17 protein-coding genes are annotated in these 16,934 nt (G+C 68.5%); 12 read left to right on the plus strand and 5 right to left on the minus strand.

Translation table 11 applies throughout. The features are described from left to right. Positions 1–44 precede the first annotated feature (44 nt). Positions 45–1,358, minus strand: a complete 1,314-nt coding sequence (locus tag CFB34_RS23820; protein WP_089438897.1) for a GTP-binding protein — start codon at positions 1,356–1,358, stop codon at positions 45–47. Between the two features lie 159 nt (positions 1,359–1,517). Further along, positions 1,518–1,967 carry a lytic transglycosylase domain-containing protein gene (locus CFB34_RS23825; protein WP_069246751.1) on the minus strand — a complete coding sequence of 150 codons (450 nt, stop codon included), beginning with the start codon at positions 1,965–1,967 and terminating at the stop codon, positions 1,518–1,520. A gap of 366 nt (positions 1,968–2,333) precedes the next feature. Between CFB34_RS23825 and gspD the strand changes: the two genes are divergently transcribed. The 3 genes from gspD to gspF are packed head-to-tail and all read left to right on the plus strand — an operon-like array spanning position 2,334 to position 7,394. Next, a complete protein-coding gene (gspD, locus tag CFB34_RS23830; protein WP_089438896.1) occupies positions 2,334–4,676 on the plus strand; it encodes a type II secretion system secretin GspD in 2,343 nt (780 codons plus the stop codon). Then, positions 4,673–6,172: a type II secretion system ATPase GspE gene (gene gspE, locus CFB34_RS23835; protein ID WP_089438895.1), complete on the plus strand. Its 1,500-nt coding sequence runs from the start codon at positions 4,673–4,675 to the stop codon at positions 6,170–6,172. The genes gspD and gspE overlap by 4 nt, the downstream gene beginning before the upstream one ends. 4 nt (positions 6,173–6,176) lie before the next feature. Beyond that, on the plus strand, positions 6,177–7,394 hold the full coding sequence (gspF, locus tag CFB34_RS23840) for a type II secretion system inner membrane protein GspF (RefSeq protein WP_069246748.1): 1,218 nt from the start codon (positions 6,177–6,179) through the stop codon (positions 7,392–7,394). A 35-nt stretch (positions 7,395–7,429) separates the two neighbouring features. Here the strand turns inward: gspF and CFB34_RS23845 are convergent, their stop codons facing one another. Further along, positions 7,430–7,840: a type II secretion system protein N gene (locus CFB34_RS23845; RefSeq protein ID WP_039351532.1), complete on the minus strand. Its 411-nt coding sequence runs from the start codon at positions 7,838–7,840 to the stop codon at positions 7,430–7,432. A 175-nt stretch (positions 7,841–8,015) separates the two neighbouring features. Here CFB34_RS23845 and gspG point away from each other — a divergent pair, with 175 nt between their 5' ends. Genes gspG through CFB34_RS23885 form a run of 8 tightly spaced genes read left to right on the plus strand, consistent with a single transcriptional unit; the run spans position 8,016 to position 13,989 of the window. After that, on the plus strand, positions 8,016–8,468 hold the full coding sequence (gspG, locus tag CFB34_RS23850; RefSeq protein ID WP_089438894.1) for a type II secretion system major pseudopilin GspG: 453 nt from the start codon (positions 8,016–8,018) through the stop codon (positions 8,466–8,468). Positions 8,469–8,506: 38 nt separating this feature from the next. Next, positions 8,507–9,076: a GspH/FimT family pseudopilin gene (locus tag CFB34_RS23855; RefSeq protein ID WP_089438893.1), complete on the plus strand. Its 570-nt coding sequence runs from the start codon at positions 8,507–8,509 to the stop codon at positions 9,074–9,076. Beyond that, positions 9,073–9,480 carry a type II secretion system minor pseudopilin GspI gene (gspI, locus tag CFB34_RS23860; RefSeq protein ID WP_089438892.1) on the plus strand — a complete coding sequence of 136 codons (408 nt, stop codon included), beginning with the start codon at positions 9,073–9,075 and terminating at the stop codon, positions 9,478–9,480. Before CFB34_RS23855 ends, gspI begins: the two co-directional genes overlap by 4 nt. Beyond that, positions 9,458–10,147 (plus strand): prepilin-type N-terminal cleavage/methylation domain-containing protein, encoded by a 690-nt coding sequence (locus tag CFB34_RS23865; protein ID WP_081421161.1) that lies wholly within the window; start codon positions 9,458–9,460, stop codon positions 10,145–10,147. Before gspI ends, CFB34_RS23865 begins: the two co-directional genes overlap by 23 nt. Before the next feature lie 2 nt (positions 10,148–10,149). After that, positions 10,150–11,277, plus strand: coding sequence for a type II secretion system minor pseudopilin GspK (gene gspK, locus CFB34_RS23870; protein ID WP_089438891.1), 1,128 nt, complete (start codon positions 10,150–10,152; stop codon positions 11,275–11,277). 26 nt (positions 11,278–11,303) lie between these two features. Continuing rightward, entirely contained in the window at positions 11,304–12,665 is a 1,362-nt protein-coding gene (gene gspL / locus CFB34_RS23875; RefSeq protein ID WP_089438890.1) for a type II secretion system protein GspL, read from the plus strand. Further along, entirely contained in the window at positions 12,662–13,168 is a 507-nt protein-coding gene (locus CFB34_RS23880) for a type II secretion system protein M (protein ID WP_089439028.1), read from the plus strand. Before gspL ends, CFB34_RS23880 begins: the two co-directional genes overlap by 4 nt. Positions 13,169–13,200: 32 nt before the next feature. After that, positions 13,201–13,989 (plus strand): type II secretion system protein N, encoded by a 789-nt coding sequence (locus CFB34_RS23885; protein WP_089438889.1) that lies wholly within the window; start codon positions 13,201–13,203, stop codon positions 13,987–13,989. Positions 13,990–14,011: 22 nt separating this feature from the next. Here CFB34_RS23885 and CFB34_RS23890 read toward each other — a convergent pair whose 3' ends face one another. Next, a complete protein-coding gene (locus tag CFB34_RS23890) occupies positions 14,012–15,559 on the minus strand; it encodes an efflux transporter outer membrane subunit (protein ID WP_089438888.1) in 1,548 nt (515 codons plus the stop codon). 276 nt (positions 15,560–15,835) lie between these two features. Further along, positions 15,836–16,120 (minus strand): multidrug ABC transporter ATPase, encoded by a 285-nt coding sequence (locus tag CFB34_RS23895; RefSeq protein ID WP_089439027.1) that lies wholly within the window; start codon positions 16,118–16,120, stop codon positions 15,836–15,838. A gap of 173 nt (positions 16,121–16,293) precedes the next feature. On the opposite strand from CFB34_RS23895, the gene CFB34_RS23900 reads away from it, so the two are divergent. Further along, complete coding sequence (locus tag CFB34_RS23900; protein ID WP_089438887.1) at positions 16,294–16,785, plus strand: MarR family transcriptional regulator; 492 nt, start codon at positions 16,294–16,296, stop codon at positions 16,783–16,785. The last annotated feature ends 149 nt before the right edge of the window (positions 16,786–16,934 follow it).

Raw genomic sequence — 16,934 nt, forward strand, 5'->3', positions numbered from 1 at the left:
TCCGCGCCCCTCTTGCAAGATTTAACGGTTCTTTTTACAACGCGTTACGCGTGCACGATCTGCGTGTCGCCGTGATCGTCGTCGTCGTGCGAATCGATATCCCACGCCGGGAACGGATCGTCGAACCCGTGCCATCCGGCCGCGCCGAGCGCGAATTCCGCATCGGTCAGCAGGCACGCATCGAGCTTCGCGCGCCAGGCCTCCGCGTCGAGCGCGATGCCGATCAGCACGAGTTCCTGCCGGCGGTCGCCCACCGCGCGATCATCGATGTCGCCGTGCCATTCGGCGCGGATTTCACCGAGCAACTCGTCGTCGTCCGGCCATTCGGCGCGATCCTGCGCTGCCCACCAAAGCCCCGCCGGGCCATGTCGGCATACGCCGCCCGCCTGCGACAGCGAACCCGCGATGTCGTTGCGCGTCGCGAGCCAGAAGAAGCCCTTGCTGCGCAGCACCCCCGGCCACTCCTGATGCAGCAGCGCCCAGAGTCGCGCCGGATGAAACGGCCGGCGCGCGCGGTAAACAAAATTGCCGATCCCGAATTCGTCGGCTTCGCCGTGCACGTGCGCATGATGTTCGTCATGGCAGTCGGGGTCGTCGCAATGCGTGTGATCGTGATCGAGCGACGCGAGCCAGCCCGGAGCGTTCGCGGCCTCGTCGAAATCGAAGCGGCCCGTGTTCAGCACTTCGTCGAGCGGCACGTTGCCGAACGTCGACACGACCTGGTGCGCGCGCGGGTTGAGTCGCGCGAGGATGTGCTGCAGGCGGGCAAGGTCGTCCGCGGCGACGAGGTCGGCCTTGTTGATCACCAGCACGTCGCAGAATTCGATCTGCTCGATCAGCAGCTCAACGAGCGTGCGGTCGTCCTCTTCCGACGCGGCGATGCCGCGCGTCGCGAGCGCATCGTCCGAGCCGTAGTCGCGCAGGAAGTTGTACGCGTCGACCACGGTGACGAGCGTGTCGAGCCGCGCGATGGTTGACAGCGACGTGCCGTCATCGTCGACGAACGTGAACGTTTCGGCGATCGGCATCGGCTCCGCGATGCCGGTCGATTCGATCATGATCGCGTCGAAGCGGCCTTCGGATGCGAGCGTGCGGATCTCGACGAGCAGGTCGTCGCGCAGCGTGCAGCAGATGCAGCCGTTCGACATCTCGACGAGGCGTTCCTCGACGTGCGACAGCGCCTGCGCGTCGCGCACGAGCGACGCGTCGATGTTGACCGCCGCGAGATCGTTGACGATCACGGCGACTTTCAGGCCCGCGCGATTCGCGAGGATGTGATTGAGCAGCGTGGTCTTGCCGGCGCCGAGGAAGCCGGACAGCACGGTGACGGGCAACGGCTGGTTCATTGCCGGATTCATAGCGATATGCACCAACGGAAAAATTGAAAAAGCGGCCGCGACGCCCTTCCGGGGCGCGATCGTCCCGCGGACGGGCGAAATTGCGGCGTGAGATCCGCATTGTGCATCAAACGCGCGCCGGCCGGCCGGTACGGCATCCGGCCGCGCTGCGGCGCGGCGTCACTGCACGGGCGGCAGCAGCTTCCACTGCGTCAGGATGCCGGCGATCTGCCGTGCATACTTGTCGCGCAGCGACGGGGTTTCCGAATGATAGGCGCCGACCGCCTGCCACGTGTTGCCGTAACGGTTCATCTTCTGCTTCAGATGCCACGCGGCGATATAGACGTTCTTGCACGGCTCCATCAGCGTGTCGCGGCCGATTCCATAGCGCGACAGCGTCGGCAGGTGGATCGAATTGATCTGCATCAGGCCGTAGTCGACCGAGCCGTTCGTGTTCTTGTTCAGCGCGCCGGGCCGGTTGCGCGACTCTTGCCACGCGATCGCGCGCAGGATCAGCGGATTGACCTGCTGATATTTAGCGGCCTCGTCGAAACAGTCCGCGCGAGCGTTCGCGCTGGCGAAATACCCGCCGGCGGCGATCAACACGATCGAAACGAACCGTCTGTTCATGGTGCGAAATCGACAAGAAATTGCGTGAGGGTCGGGAAAACCCGTGCCTGTTATTCGTGCGACGAGAATCGTGCCGCCCGTATCATACCGACAGTCCGTCAGCTTGCGACATACAGGAATACGGCCGCCCGGTTATACCGCACTTCCGTGTCGGTTCATCTCGAAACGGGGGCGACGGCCGCATGCCGAGAATAATGCCGAATCTTACAGATTGCATACGATTCGCCGGACACATGTCGTATGTGAGACAGTCCTCGGATCAATGTGATATTTCGGACATGAAAAACTGCTAATGTCGCCTCTTTCGGACTTGGATCCCAGCACTACCGCCGGAAGTGGCCTGAGCCGGCATCGACCCATTCATCCATGACAAGAAATCGCTTCGTTATGCGGCGTGTCGCCACGACTCTGCTCGTCGCCGGCATCATCGTCTCCCAGGCCGCCTACGCTCAGGTCACGCTCAATTTCGTGAATGCGGATATCGACCAGGTCGCCAAGGCGATCGGCGCCGCAACCGGCAAGACCATCATCGTCGACCCTCGTGTGAAGGGGCAGCTCAACCTCGTGGCCGAACGGCCGGTGCCGGAAGACCAGGCGCTGAAGACGCTGCAGTCGGCGCTGCGCATGCAGGGCTTCGCACTCGTGCAGGATCACGGCGTGCTGAAGGTCGTGCCCGAGGCCGACGCGAAACTGCAGGGCGTGCCGACCTACGTCGGCAATGCGCCGCAGGCGCGCGGCGACCAGGTGATCACGCAGGTGTTCGAGCTGCACAACGAATCGGCGAACAACCTGCTGCCCGTGCTGCGGCCGCTGATCTCGCCGAACAACACGGTCACCGCGTACCCGGCGAACAACACGATCGTCGTGACCGACTACGCTGACAACGTGCGGCGCATCGCGCAGATCATCGCCGGCGTGGACAGCGCCGCGGGCGCGCAGGTGCAGGTCGTTGCGCTGCGCAACGCGAACGCGATCGACCTCGCCCAGCAGTTGCAGAAAATGCTCGACCCGGGCGCGATCGGCAACAGCGACGCGACGCTGAAGGTGTCGGTCACGGCCGACCCGCGCACCAACTCGCTGCTGCTGCGCGCGTCGAGCGCGTCGCGCCTCGCGGCCGCGAAGCGCCTCGTGCAGCAGCTCGATGCGCCGAGCGCGGTGCCCGGCAACATGCATGTCGTGCCGCTGCGCAACGCCGATGCGGTGAAGCTCGCGAAGACGCTGCGCGGGATGCTCGGCAAGGGTAGCGGCAGCGACAGCGGCTCGTCGGCGTCGTCCAACGATGCGAACAGCTTCAACCAGAACGGCGGCTCGTCGTCGAGCGGCAACTTCTCGACCGGTACCTCCGGCACGCCGCCGCTGCCGTCGGGCGGCCTCGGCGGCTCGTCGTCCTCGTCGTCGTACGGCGGCTCGTCCGGCAGCGGCGGGCTCGGCAGTGGCGGCCTGCTCGGCGGCGACAAGGACAAGGGCGACGACAACCAGCCCGGCGGCATGATCCAGGCCGATGCGGCGACCAACTCGCTGATCATCACCGCGTCGGATCCGGTTTACCGGAACCTGCGCTCGGTGATCGACCAGCTCGACGCGCGGCGTGCGCAGGTCTATATCGAGGCGCTGATCGTCGAGCTGAACTCGAACACGCAGGGCAACCTCGGCATCCAGTGGCAGGTGGCGAGCGGCCAGTTCCTCGGCGGCACGAACCTGAATCCCACGGCCGGCCTGGGCAACAGCATCGTCAACCTGACGGCGGGCGGTGTGACCAACGCTGCCGGCGGCATCACCGGAGGCGGTCTGGCCGCCAACCTCGGCTCGCTGACCCAAGGGCTCAACATCGGCTGGCTGCACAACATGTTCGGCGTGCAGGGGCTCGGTGCGCTGCTGCAGTATTTCGCGGGCGTGAGCGACGCGAACGTGCTGTCGACGCCGAACCTGGTCACGCTCGACAACGAGGAAGCGAAGATCGTCGTCGGCCAGAACGTGCCGATCGCGACCGGCTCGTATTCGAACCTGACGAGCGGCACGACGAGCAATGCGTTCAATACCTACGATCGCCGCGACGTCGGCCTGACGCTGCACGTGAAGCCGCAGATCACCGACGGCGGGATCCTGAAGCTGCAGCTCTACACCGAGGACTCGGCGGTCGTCGCGGGCACCACGAGCGCGCAGACCGGGCCGACTTTCACGAAGCGCTCGATCCAGTCGACGATCCTGGCCGACAACGGCGAGATCATCGTGCTCGGCGGCCTGATGCAGGACAACTACCAGGTGTCGAACAGCAAGGTGCCGCTGCTCGGTGACATCCCGTGGATCGGCCAGCTGTTCCGTTCCGAATCGAAGATCCGCGCGAAAACCAACCTGATGGTGTTCCTGCGCCCGGTGATCATCTCCGATCGCAGTACCGCGCAGGAAGTCACGTCCAACCGCTATGACTACATCCAGGGTGTGACGGGCGCGTACAAGTCGGACAACAACGTGATCCGCGACAAGGACGATCCGGTCGTCCCGCCGATGCCAATCGGCCCGAGCCAGGGCGGCACGGCCGCGGGCAACCTGTTCGATCTCGACAAGATGCGTCGCCAGCAGCTGCAGCGCCAGGTCGCGCCGGTGCCGGCCCAGCCGTTGCCGGAAGCGACGCCCGCGCAGCCGCAGAGCGTGCCGCAACAAGCCGTGCCGCAACAGCCGTTGACGGCCACGCCGGGAGCGTCGCAGTGAGCGACGTGCACGCCTCTTCCACTCACGACGGCGCGCCGGGCGAACGGCAGCCGCCGTCGCCGCTCGCCGCGCGACTGTTGCCGTACGGCTTCGCGAAGAGCGGCCAGGTGCTGATCGCGCACCAGCTCGACGACACGCTCGAGGTGTGGATCAGCGAACGCACGAGTGACGCCGCGCTCGCGGAAATCGCGCGCAACTTCGGCTCGATCGCCGTGCATCGCGTGCCGGCCGACGAGCTCGCGCAGGCGATCAACCATGCGTACGCACGCCAGGACGGCAGCGCCGCGCAGGTGGTCGGCGAAGTCGAGGGCGAAGTCGACCTGTCGCGGCTGATGCAGGACATCCCCGAAGTCGAGGATCTGCTCGAATCGGAAGACGACGCGCCGATCATCCGGATGATCAACGCGCTGCTCACGCAAGCGGCACGCGAACAGGCGTCGGACATCCACATCGAGCCGTTCGAGAACGCGTCGGTCGTGCGCTTTCGCGTCGACGGCACGCTGCGCGACGTCGTGCGGCCGAAGAAGGCGCTGCACGGCGCGCTGATCTCGCGGATCAAGATCATGGCGCAGCTCGACATCGCCGAGAAGCGCCTGCCGCAGGACGGCCGCATCACGCTGCGCGTCGGCGGCCGGCCGGTCGACGTGCGGGTGTCGACGCTGCCGACCGGGCACGGCGAGCGCGCGGTGCTGCGTCTGCTGGAAAAGGATGCGCAGCGCCTGAATCTCGAGGCGCTCGGGATGGGCCGCGACACGCTCGTGCAATTCGACAAGCTGATCGCGCGCCCGCACGGCATCGTGCTCGTCACGGGCCCGACGGGTTCGGGCAAGACGACCACGCTGTATGCGTCGATGTCGCGGCTCGAAACCGCGACGACGAACATCATGACCGTCGAGGACCCGATCGAATACGACCTCGGCGGTATCGGCCAGACGCAGGTGAACGAGCGGATCGGGATGACCTTTGCCCGTGCGCTGCGCTCGATCCTGCGCCAGGATCCGGACGTGATCATGATCGGCGAAATCCGCGACCTCGAAACCGCGCAGATCGCGGTGCAGGCATCGCTGACGGGCCACCTCGTGCTCGCGACGCTGCACACGAACGATGCGGCCTCGGCCGTCACGCGCCTGACCGACATGGGCGTCGAGCCCTACCTGCTTGCGTCGTCGCTGCTCGGCGTGCTCGCGCAGCGGCTGGTGCGGCAGCTCTGCCCCGTCTGCAAGGAAGAACGCCAGGAAGAAGGCCGCACCGTGTGGCATCCGGTCGGCTGCGACAAGTGCGGGCATTCGGGGTATTCGGGCCGGCGCGGCGTATACGAACTGCTGCTGGTCGACGAGTCGATCCGCTCGCTGATCCACCGCAACGCGGCCGATGCGGAGATTCTCGCCGCCGGCCGGGCGGAAGGGATGCGCACGCTGCGCGACGACGCCGAGCGCTGGCTCGCGTCGGGCGCGACGTCGCTCGAGGAAGTGCTGCGCGTGACGGGAGGCGCATAGCGCGATGCCGGCATTCCGTTTCGAAGCAATCGATTCGGCGGGACGCGCGCAGAAAGGCGTCATCGACGCCGACAGCGCACGTGCCGCGCGCGGCCAGCTGCGTACGCAGGGGCTCACGCCGCTCGTCGTCGAGCCGGCCGCCAGCGCGACGCGCGGGGCGCGGTCGCAGCGGCTCGCGTTCGGCCGCAAGCTGTCGCAGCGCGAACAGGCGATCCTCACGCGCCAGCTCGCGAGCCTCTTGATCGCCGGGCTGCCGCTCGACGAGGCGCTCGGCGTGCTGACCGAGCAGGCCGAGCGCGACTACATCCGCGAACTGATGGCCGCGATCCGCGCCGAGGTGCTCGGCGGCCATTCGCTCGCGAATGCGCTGGGCCAGCATCCGCGCGACTTCCCGGAAATCTATCGTGCACTCGTCGCCGCGGGCGAGCACACCGGCAAGCTCGGCATCGTGCTGTCGCGCCTGGCCGACTACATCGAGCAGAGCAACGCGCTGAAGCAGAAGATCCTGCTCGCGTTCACGTATCCGGGGATCGTCACGCTGATCGCCTTCGGCATCGTCACGTTCCTGCTGAGCTACGTCGTGCCGCAGGTCGTCAACGTGTTCGCGAGCACGAAGCAGCAGTTGCCCGTGCTGACGATCGTGATGATGGCGCTGTCGGATTTCGTGCGGCACTGGTGGTGGGCGATCCTGATCGCCGTCGTGCTCGTCGTGTGGTTCGTGAAGGCGACGCTGTCGCGCGACGGGCCGCGCCTCGCATTCGACCGCTGGGTGCTCACCGCGCCGCTCGCGGGCAAGCTCGTGCGCGGCTACAACACGGTGCGCTTCGCGAGCACGCTCGGCATCCTCACAGCGGCGGGCGTGCCGATCCTGCGCGCGTTGCAGGCGGCCGGCGAGACGCTGTCGAACCGCGCGATGCGCGCGAACATCGACGACGCGATCGTGCGCGTGCGCGAAGGCTCCGCACTGTCGCGCGCGCTGAACAACGTGAAGACGTTTCCGCCGGTGCTCGTGCACCTGATCCGTTCCGGTGAAGCGACGGGTGACGTGACGACGATGCTGGATCGTGCGGCCGAAGGCGAGGCGCGCGAGCTCGAGCGTCGCACGATGTTCCTGACGAGCCTGCTCGAGCCGCTGCTGATCCTGGCGATGGGCGGCATCGTGCTCGTGATCGTGCTGGCCGTGATGCTGCCGATCATCGAGCTGAACAACATGGTGCAGTGACGGCCTGACCGCGGGTCGGGCCGTCGCCTTCGGCTTCAGCGCACGTAGATCGCCGGGGACGGCGTGTTGGCGGGCAGCTGGACTTCGGTGCGGGCGCCGTTGCGCTCGACGATGATCGAGCGGGGGCGGACTTCGGCGAGCTTCGCGCCGGACGTGACGTCCGCGCCGAGCGACACGGCACGCGGCGGTTCGCCACCGACACCGATGATCGCGGCGCCGCCGTGGTCGAGCGCGAGGATGCCGAACAGGTGGATGTCCTGCACGGCATTCTTGTCGAGCTGACCGCCGAAGAGCGCCGCGGCGTCCTCGGTGCGGATCGGCAGCCGCGCGGCGGCGGCGGGCAGCGGCGCTTCACGGGCGGACAGCGTGACGACCCAGTAAGTGGCCGTCGCGCACAAACCTGCGAAGAGGGCTAGGGAGAGGATCCGGATCGAGAGCGCGTTCATGCGCGCTATTGTACGGATGTATATGAAATTTGCGTTGGGTGAAAGCCCTCGGCAATGCGCGCCTTACAATGCGTGCTCCGCGCCCGCGGGTTCGGAAGGTTGCCGTCAGGCAATCGTCCGATGCGCCGGGTGCGTCACCCGACCAACGACATTTTTTGGAAAGAGGTAGTCAGTCATGCAAACGTGGATCACTCGCCGCAACGCGGCCGTGCGTCGTCAGCGCGGTTTCACGCTGATCGAGATCATGGTGGTGGTCGCGATCCTCGGGATCCTGGCGGCGCTCATCGTGCCGAAGATCATGAGCCGCCCGGACGAGGCACGCCGCATCGCCGCGAAGCAGGACATCGGCACGATCATGCAGGCGCTCAAGCTGTACCGTCTCGACAACGGCCGCTACCCGACCCAGGAGCAGGGCCTGAACGCGCTGATCCAGAAGCCGTCCACCGATCCGATCCCGAACAACTGGAAGGACGGCGGCTATCTCGAGCGCCTGCCGAACGATCCGTGGGGTAACGGCTACAAGTACCTGAACCCGGGCGTGCACGGCGAGATCGACGTGTTCAGCTATGGCGCCGACGGCAAGGAAGGCGGCGAAGGCAACGATTCCGACATCGGTTCGTGGCAATAAGCGCTCGCTGACCGGCCCGACGCTTCGTTCCCTTCTTCATGCTCGCCACTCGCACGACCTTCCGCTGCGGCCGCGATTGCCGTGTGCGTCGCGGCGCGGCTTCGTCCGCGCCGGTGCGTGCCGACGGCGGGCAAGCGAAGCGTTGCGCGCGGCGTCATCGCGCGCGCGGCTTCACGCTGCTCGAAATGCTGGTCGTGCTCGTGATCGCGGGGTTGCTCGTGTCGCTCGCGTCGCTGTCGCTCACGCGCAATCCGCGCACCGACCTGCGCGAGGAAGCGCAGCGCATCGCGCTGCTGTTCGAGACGGCCGGCGACGAAGCGCAGGTGCGTGCCCGGCCGATCGCGTGGCAGCCGACCGCGCACGGCTTCCGTTTCGACGTGAGCTCGCCCGACGGCTGGCGCACGCTGCGCGACGACCTGCTGCGCCCGCGCGACTGGGACGGCGGCGTCACGGGCGCCGACATCGACTATCCGGGGTCGGACACGCATGCGAATCGCGTCGTGTTCGGTACCGAGAGCATCGACACGCCCGTGCGCGTGACGCTGCATTCGGCGGTCGGCAGCGCGACGATCGTCGGCACCGGCAACGGCCGCTACGAGGTGCAATGACGATGCGTCGTCGCCCGCCCTCTTCCGTTTCTTCATCGCGCGGTTTCACGATGATCGAGGTGCTGGTCGCGCTCGCGATCATCGCGGTCGCGCTCGCCGCGTCGATCCGCGCGGTCGGCACGATGGCGAACAACGCGTCCGATCTTCATCGCCGGCTGCTCGCCGGCTGGAGCGCCGACAACGCGCTCGCGCAGATGCGGCTCACGCACGCGTGGCCGGAGATCGGCGAACAGAGCTTCGACTGCTCGCAAGGCAACGTGCAGCTCGTCTGCACGCAGCGCGTGAGCACCACGCCCAACCCGGTGTTCCGGCGCGTGCGGATTTCGGTGAGCATGCCCGGGCAAACCGGCGTGCTCGCGCAAATGGTGACGGTGGTCGCGAATGAAACCAGCCGTCCGCTCTGACGCGCCGATGCGACGCCCGCTCGCGCGCCCCGCCCGCGGCTTCACGCTGATCGAGCTGATGATCGCGATCGCGATCCTCGCGGTGGTCGCGATCCTCGCATGGCGCGGGCTCGACCAGATCATGCGCGGTCGCGACAAGGTCGCGGCCGCGATGGAAGACGAGCGCGTGTTCGCGCAGATGTTCGACCAGATGCGCATCGACGCGCGGCTCGCCGCGACCGACGACGAGGCCGGCCAGCCGGCGATCGGCGTTGCCGGCAATACGCTGCAGATCGTCCGCGAACTCGAGGTGCCGGGCGTCGCGCCGCGGCTGCAGGTGGTGCGCTACCGGATCGCCGGCGGGCGCGTCGTGCGCTATGCATCGCCGCCGATCGACGACGCGAACCGGCTGCGCAACATGCTGAAGGACAGCAGCGTCGAAGGCTGGAGCTGGGTCGCGCTGATGGGCGGCGTCGGCGCGATCGACGCGAAGCTGTACGTGCCGCGCGTGGGCTGGACCACCAACCTGCAGACGGCCAACGACGCGCTCGCGCAGAACAACGATGCGCTCAAGGTGCCGCAGATCGGCAACGCGCCGCCCGCACGCGCGGTGACGGGGCTGCAGGTCAGCATCGGCGCGACGTCGCTGCGCGTGCCGGTCACGCGTATCTTCCTCGTCGGGGAATGACGATGCGCGCGCGCCCCCACCGCTCATTATTGGTTGCCCGCGCCGCCGGTCGCGCACGGGCACGCGGCCGCCAGCGCGGCGCGGCGATCATCACCGCGCTGCTGGTCGTCGCGCTGTCGGCGATCCTCGTCTCGGGGATGCTGTGGCGCCAGCAGGTGCAGATCCGCCGGATCGAGAACCAGCGCGTGATCGCGCAGGCGCAGTGGGTCGCGCGCGGCGCGCTCGACTGGACGCGGATGATCCTGCGTTCCGAAGGCGATACGGCGCCCGGCATCACGTATCTCGGCGGCATCTGGGGCGTGCCGATCGCGAAGACGAAACTGTCGGACTTCCTCGGCCGGATCGGTGCGCCCAACGAGACCGGCGGCGAAGACACCTATCTGTCCGGCTCGATCGAGGACGCGCAGGCGAAGTTCAACCTGCGCAACCTCGTGGCGTCGCCGGCGCCCGGCGTGCTGCAGTTGAACGTCACGCAGGTCCAGGCGTTCCAGCGCCTGCTGACGACGCTCGGCTACGACGGCGCGTTCGCGAAGCGCATCGCGCTGCAGGTGCGCGCGAGCCTGCTGAATTCGGCGACGCGTTTCCAGATGCCGACGCTGCCGGGCGGCGGCACGGCGCCGCCGGTCACCGCGCCGGTGACGACCGATCAGCAAGGCGGCGGCTTCACCGACGATCCCGGCATGACGGGCGGCGATCGCGGGCCCGCGCCGCTGATGATGACGGGCGTCGACAGCCTGCTCGACGTCGACGGCGTGACGCCCGAGATGGTCGCGCGGCTGCGCCCGTTCGTCACCGTGTTGCCGACCACGACGCCCGTGAACATGAACACGGCGCCGGCCGAGGTGATCGCGGCGCTGATGCCGGGGATGAGCGTGTCGTCCGCGCAGGCGCTCGTGTCGCGCCGCGAGACCGTGTTTTTCCGCCACGTCGGCGACGTGCAGCTCGCGCTGCGCGGCGCCGGTGCGCCGAACGTGACGCTCGACTCGAGCGTCATCGACGTCAATTCGAGCTATTTCATCGTGCATGGCCGGATCCAGCACGAACGCGCGGAGGTCGATCGCACCTCGCTCGTGTATCGTGATCCGACCACGCACTCGACACGGGTCGTGCGCATTCGCGACCAGCTATAACGACGCCAATCGGGAGAGGAGCTCTTGTGAGCACGTTGATTGTTTCTTTGCCGCCGCGCGAGCCTGCCGTGCCGTTGCAGGAATGGCAGTGGCCCGAGCTGCCGTTCACGCTCGTCGACAAGGCCGGCCACGTGCAGCGCGCCGGCCGCGCCGCGCTTGCGCTGCTGCCGCGCGCGAACGCGACCGTGCTGATCGTCGCCGCGCGCGACGTGCTGCTGCTGGCCGCGACCGTGCCGCCGCTGAAGGGACCGAAGCTGCGCCAGGCCCTGCCCAACATCGTCGAGGATCAGCTGATCCAGGATCCGCTCGGCTGCCATATCGCGCTCGATCCGGACCCGCTGCCCGACGGGCGCCGCGTGCTGGCGGTCGTCGATCGCGCGTGGTTCCGCACCATCTGCGATGCGTTCACGGCGGCCGGCCATCGGCACCTGAGCGCGGTGCCCGCGACCCGCTGCCTGCCGGCGCCGCACGTCACCGCCGCGCCGGCCGACAGTGAGGTCGATGCCGCCGCGGTGGTTGCGGACGCCGTCGAGGCGCCGCCCGCCCGTCCGGCGACGGTGGCTGCGGTGCTTGGGCTTGCGGCATCGGTCGAACCGGTGCTCGTCGAAGCCGGCGCGCTGCCGGCTGCAGCCGGTGCGCCGCGCCTCGAACTCGCGGTCGCGCGTGATGCGCTCGGCGAAGGCTTCGCGGCGCCCGCGTCGCGCGCGGCCGGCACGCTGGCCGCGCTTGCGGGCGGGGGTGACGTCGAACTGTACGAACTCGGCGAACCGGGCGCGGAGCCGCGGCTCGCATCGGTCGGCCGCACCGACGGCGGCCCGCTGCTGCCGGGTGCCGCGCCGCTGTCGTTCGACGCGTTCGCACGGCGCGCGCTGACCGAGAAGTTCGACCTGTGCCAGTTCGAATTCGAATCGCAGCCGTGGCGCTTCGACCGCGCAACGGTGAAACGTCTGCGCGTGCCGCTGGCGCTCGCCGCGGCGACGCTTGGCGTGGCGGTGATCGGGATGAACCTGCACTGGTGGAAGCTGTCGCGCGAGCGCGATGCGCTGTCCGCGCAGATCACCGAGACGCTGTTGTCCGCATTCCCGAAGACGACGACGGTGCTCGACCCGCCCGCGCAGATGCAGCGCCAGCTCGACCAGTTGCGTCTCGCGGCCGGCGAGCTGTCGCCGAACGATTTCCTCGCGCTGGCGAGCGGGCTGTCGCGCTCGATGGGCGCGCTGCCGCTGAACGGCATCGCGTCGCTCGACTATCACGACCGGCGGCTCGACGTCGGCTTCAAGCCCGAGGTCAAGGTCGATCCCGATTTCACGCAGCGCCTCGCGCGTAACGGACTGTCCGGCGAAGTCGACAGCAATACGGGCAAATGGACGATCCGGAGCCGCTCATGAATACGGAACAACTGAACCAGACGCTGGCCCAGTTCTGGGGCGAGCGCTCCCAGCGCGAAAAGATGCTGCTCGGCTGGGGCGGCGCCGTGCTGGCGGTCGCGATCGCGTATTCGGTGCTGTGGTCGCCCGCGCAGGAAGGGCGTGCGCGGATCCAGCGCGAGCTGCCGACGATGCGCCGCGAGCTGGCGCAGATGACCGCGCAGGCGAACGAGGCGAAGTCGCTGGCGGCCGCCGCGCAGGGCGTGGCACCGACCGGCCTCGCGCTGAAGGACGCGCTGACCGCGTCGCTGTCCGATCACGGGCTGCAGGGCGCGCAGGTGCAGATCGTCGGCAACGGCGTGCAGATCCAGATGAAGAACGTGTCGTTCCCGGCGTGGACGCAGTGGCTCGACGATGCGCGCCGGCAGTTCAAGGTGCAGGTCGGCGAGGCGCATGCCACTGCGCTGAAGGACGATGGCCAGGTCGACCTGACGGCCGTGATGCAACCGTCTACGCAGAAATGACGCAGTTGGACGACGCAAGTGGCGGTCGGCCGATGAGGCCGGGATTGAGGCGGCTCGCCACCGCATTGCCGTGGGTACTGGCGGGTGGCCTGGCGACGGCGTTGACGCTCGTCGCACTTGCGCCGGCCGCGTGGATCGCGCCGCAGTTCGCGCGCGCGACCGGCGGGCACGTGAATCTCGTCGATCCCGACGGGTCGCTGTGGCACGGCTCGGGCACGCTGATGCTCGCGCCGGGGGCCGACCAGAGCGCGGCGACGCTGCTGCCCGGCCGGGTCGAATGGACCACGCGCTTCTGGCCGCTGCTGACCGGGCGCGTGCAGATGCGCATGCGGCAGACCGAGGCGATGCCCGACGCGGTCACGCTCGATGCGACGTGGCGCGGCGCGGTGCTGTCGGCGGGGACGATGGCCGTGCCGGCGTCGCTGCTCGCCGGGCTCGGCACGCCGTTCAACACGCTTGACCTGCAGGGCGACGTGCGGCTCGGCTGGAGCGACTGGCGCCTGATCGGCAACAACGCGTTCGGGCAACTGACGGTGACGATCGACTCGATGAGTTCGCGCGTCTCGCGCGTGAAGCCGCTCGGTTCGTACCGCGCGGTGCTGCAGGCGAAGGGGGCCGGCGCCGATCTCGACCTGTCGACGACGCAAGGCCCGCTGTTCCTCGATGGCCACGGCACCTTCGGCCCGGGCCAGGGCTCGTTCCGTGGCACCGCGCACTCGGCGCCCGAGCAGCAGGCGAACCTCGCGGGGCTGCTGAACCTGCTCGGCCATCCGATCGGCAACAACGAGGTGTCGCTGATCTTCGGCGACGCGCAGCGCTGACGCGCGCGTCGCCCTTTCCTTCCTACTTCTGCGCGAGCGGTGCGGTGGCCGCGGGCGCGGCCGCACCGGACGCCGGCACGGGCGCCGCGACGTCGCCGTTCTCGCGCGTCATCTCAGCCACGTTCCAGCCGCCGCCGAGCGCCTTCACGAGCCCGACCGACGACGTCATCCGCTGCCCCGCGATCGTCGCGAGCTTCTGCTGCGCGGTGAACGCGGTGGTCTGCGCGGTCAGCACGTTCAGGTAGGCGACCGTGCCGGCCTTGTACTGGTTCGTGACGATCGCGAGCGAATGCTGGGCGCTGTCGACCGCCTGCCGCTGCACGTCGATTTCCTGCGCGAGGATGCGTTGCGACGCGAGGTTGTCCTCGACGTCCTGGAACGCGGTGAGCACCGCGAGGCGATACGCGGCGACGTCCTGGTCGTAGGTCGCGCGCGCGGCGTCGGTTTGCGCGGCGCGCAGCCCGGCGTCGAACAGCGTGGCCGCGAGCTGCGGGCCGACCGTCCAGAAGCGCGCCGGCAGCGTGAACAGCTGCGACCACACCGAGCTCTGGAAGCCGCCGGTGGCCGACAGCGTGAGCGTCGGGAAGAACGCGGCGATCGCGACGCCGATCTGCTCGTTCGCCGCCGCCGCACGGCGCTCGGCCGCGGCGACGTCGGGCCGGCGCTCGAGGATCGCGGACGGCACGTCGACCGGCGTGACCGGCGGCTCGGCCGTGAGCGGATTCGGCGGCAGCGAGAAGGTGGACGCCGGTTCGCCGATCAGCGTCGCAATCGCGTGCTCGTACTGCGCGCGGGCCACGCCGTTGTCGATCGACGCGGCCTGCGCGCTCTGCAGCTGGGTTTGCGCCTGGATCACGTCCGCGCGCGCGGCGACGCCTTGCGCGTACTGGTTCTGCGTGAGTTTCAGCGACTGTTCGTACGACTTCACGGTGTCGTCGAGCAGCTTCTGCAGCGCATCGGACGTGCGCAGCTGGAAATAGGTTTGCGCGAGCAGCGCCTGCTGCGACAGCCGCGCGTTCGCGAGATCGGCCGCGGCGGCCGCTTCGCTGGCGCGCTGCGCGCTGACGGTGCGACTCACCTTGCCCCACAGGTCCGGTTCCCAGCTCGCGTCGAGGCCGACGCTGTAGCTGTTGTTGATCGAGCCGGACGAACCGCTGCCGAAGCTCGACGAACCCGACGACACCGACGTGCGCGGCGTGCGGGCGCGCGAGCCCGACGCGGTCAGCCCGACGGTCGGGAAATACGCGGCACGCGCCTCGGTGACGAGCGCGCGCGCCTGCCGGTACGCGGCCGCCGATTGCGCGATGGTCTGGTTCGACGCGTTGAGCCTGCCGATCAGCGCATCGAGCTGCGGATCGTTGTAGACCGTCCACCACGCGCCGCGGTCGGTGCGGTCGGCGGGCTGCGCGACCTTCCAGCCGGCCGGCGCTTCCTTGTAGGCGGCGGGGATCGACGTGTCGGGCCGGTGATAGTCGGGCCCGACGGCGCAGCCGGCGAGCAGCACGGCCGTCGCGACGGCGACGGCGGCGCTCAGCGGGCGAAGGGCGCGCGGGAGGGAGGCGTACGGCATGGTGGTTTTCCTGTCTGGGCGCGACGTCCGGCGAGCGGCGTCGCGCGATGCGGTCGTCGTGCCGCTGGCGGACAAATGGTAACTGACGGCGGGAAAGCTGCGCAGCCCCAAGGGTACGGCGCGCGGCGACAGGAATGTGTTACCGGCGCGAGCGGCCGGTTTACCGGCCATTACGGCCAGCTGACGGGAAGACGGGGATGCGACGCCGGCCGTGCGGGGCGCGGCCGGCGCTCAGCCGGAGCAGCCAGGCAGGCGGGAGACGCGCGCGGTCAGCGGTCAGTGGCAGCGCGCGGGCAGCGGCAGCGGTTCGGCGGCGGACCGCCATGTCGACGGCTCCGTCGCGGCCGGCTGGCCCGCGCGGCGAGCGCCGTCTTTCGCGTTGCGCTGCCGGCGATGATCGAACCAGGCGAACCCGAGCGCCGCGAGCGAGCCGCCCGGGACCACCAGCATCGTCACGTACAGCGCGATCTTCCAGCCGCGGTGCGGCCCGGAAAACGCATGATGAGCGGTATCGGTCAGGTTGCGGCGCAGCGCGCCGGCGGCATTTTTCAGGAACAGCATCGCGAACATCCTCGGGTGCCCGCAGCGCGGGCGCATCGGTCAGAACATAGTCTCCGGCAGTGCAACATGCACGTCGTAACTGGTTGCTTCAAATAATATTGACTATGCAATCAATTTTCAAGATACTGGGCGCGTCCAAATCTGAAACGCACTATTGCTGCGCGCGCAATCGCATGACCGGCGGCCTCTACGATCCCGAGAACATCGCGCTGGAAACGAGCCTCGGCTACTACCTGTCGAAGGCGAAGCAGGCGCTCGTCGAGCGGATGGACCGTGCGCTCGAGCCGCACGACCTCACCGCGCAGCAGATCGGCGTGATCCTGCTGCTGTCGCGCGGCTATGCGCGCACGCCGTTCGAGCTGTCCCGCAAGATGTCGTACGACAGCGGGTCGATGACGCGGATGCTCGACCGCCTCGAACGCAAGGGGCTGGTCGCCCGCTCGCGCAGCGAGCAGGACCGCCGGATGATCGAGCTGACGCTGACCGAACGCGGCGCCGAAGCCGCGCGTGCGCTGCCGTCGCTGATCGCGAACGCGCTCAACGCGCAACTCGACGGTTTCTCGGCCGACGAGCTCGTGACGCTTACCGGCCTGCTGCAACGCTTCATCGCCAACGGGCCCGGTTCGACCGGTTGCCCGAAACCCGACGAAGAAGCGGACGGCTGATGTGCGCGGAGACCCCATGTCTAGGTTAAGCACTCGCTTATTTCTCTGTCTGGGCAGAAGATGACAGGGCACGCGCTCCCCTTTTCCCTTTATCCGTTCCACCCGGCCGGGCGGCGCTGCGGCGCACACCCGCGCTTTGTGCCGGCGCG

The sequence above is a fragment of the Burkholderia sp. HI4860 genome, assembly GCF_002223045.2.
Classification (GTDB): Bacteria; Pseudomonadota; Gammaproteobacteria; order Burkholderiales; family Burkholderiaceae; genus Burkholderia.

What these genes read in the sequence shown, in the direction of transcription:
- CFB34_RS23820 (WP_089438897.1), bottom strand. Translation starts at nt 1,358, where the DNA reads ATGAATCCGGCAATGAACCAGCCGTTGCCCGTCACCGTGCTGTCCGGC.
- CFB34_RS23825 (WP_069246751.1), bottom strand. Translation starts at nt 1,967, where the DNA reads ATGAACAGACGGTTCGTTTCGATCGTGTTGATCGCCGCCGGCGGGTAT.
- gspD (WP_089438896.1), top strand. Translation starts at nt 2,334, where the DNA reads ATGACAAGAAATCGCTTCGTTATGCGGCGTGTCGCCACGACTCTGCTC.
- gspF (WP_069246748.1), top strand. Translation starts at nt 6,177, where the DNA reads ATGCCGGCATTCCGTTTCGAAGCAATCGATTCGGCGGGACGCGCGCAG.
- CFB34_RS23845 (WP_039351532.1), bottom strand. Translation starts at nt 7,840, where the DNA reads ATGAACGCGCTCTCGATCCGGATCCTCTCCCTAGCCCTCTTCGCAGGT.
- gspG (WP_089438894.1), top strand. Translation starts at nt 8,016, where the DNA reads ATGCAAACGTGGATCACTCGCCGCAACGCGGCCGTGCGTCGTCAGCGC.
- CFB34_RS23855 (WP_089438893.1), top strand. Translation starts at nt 8,507, where the DNA reads ATGCTCGCCACTCGCACGACCTTCCGCTGCGGCCGCGATTGCCGTGTG.
- gspI (WP_089438892.1), top strand. Translation starts at nt 9,073, where the DNA reads ATGACGATGCGTCGTCGCCCGCCCTCTTCCGTTTCTTCATCGCGCGGT.
- CFB34_RS23865 (WP_081421161.1), top strand. Translation starts at nt 9,458, where the DNA reads ATGAAACCAGCCGTCCGCTCTGACGCGCCGATGCGACGCCCGCTCGCG.
- gspK (WP_089438891.1), top strand. Translation starts at nt 10,150, where the DNA reads ATGCGCGCGCGCCCCCACCGCTCATTATTGGTTGCCCGCGCCGCCGGT.
- CFB34_RS23880 (WP_089439028.1), top strand. Translation starts at nt 12,662, where the DNA reads ATGAATACGGAACAACTGAACCAGACGCTGGCCCAGTTCTGGGGCGAG.
- CFB34_RS23885 (WP_089438889.1), top strand. Translation starts at nt 13,201, where the DNA reads ATGAGGCCGGGATTGAGGCGGCTCGCCACCGCATTGCCGTGGGTACTG.
- CFB34_RS23890 (WP_089438888.1), bottom strand. Translation starts at nt 15,559, where the DNA reads ATGCCGTACGCCTCCCTCCCGCGCGCCCTTCGCCCGCTGAGCGCCGCC.
- CFB34_RS23895 (WP_089439027.1), bottom strand. Translation starts at nt 16,120, where the DNA reads ATGCTGTTCCTGAAAAATGCCGCCGGCGCGCTGCGCCGCAACCTGACC.
- CFB34_RS23900 (WP_089438887.1), top strand. Translation starts at nt 16,294, where the DNA reads ATGACCGGCGGCCTCTACGATCCCGAGAACATCGCGCTGGAAACGAGC.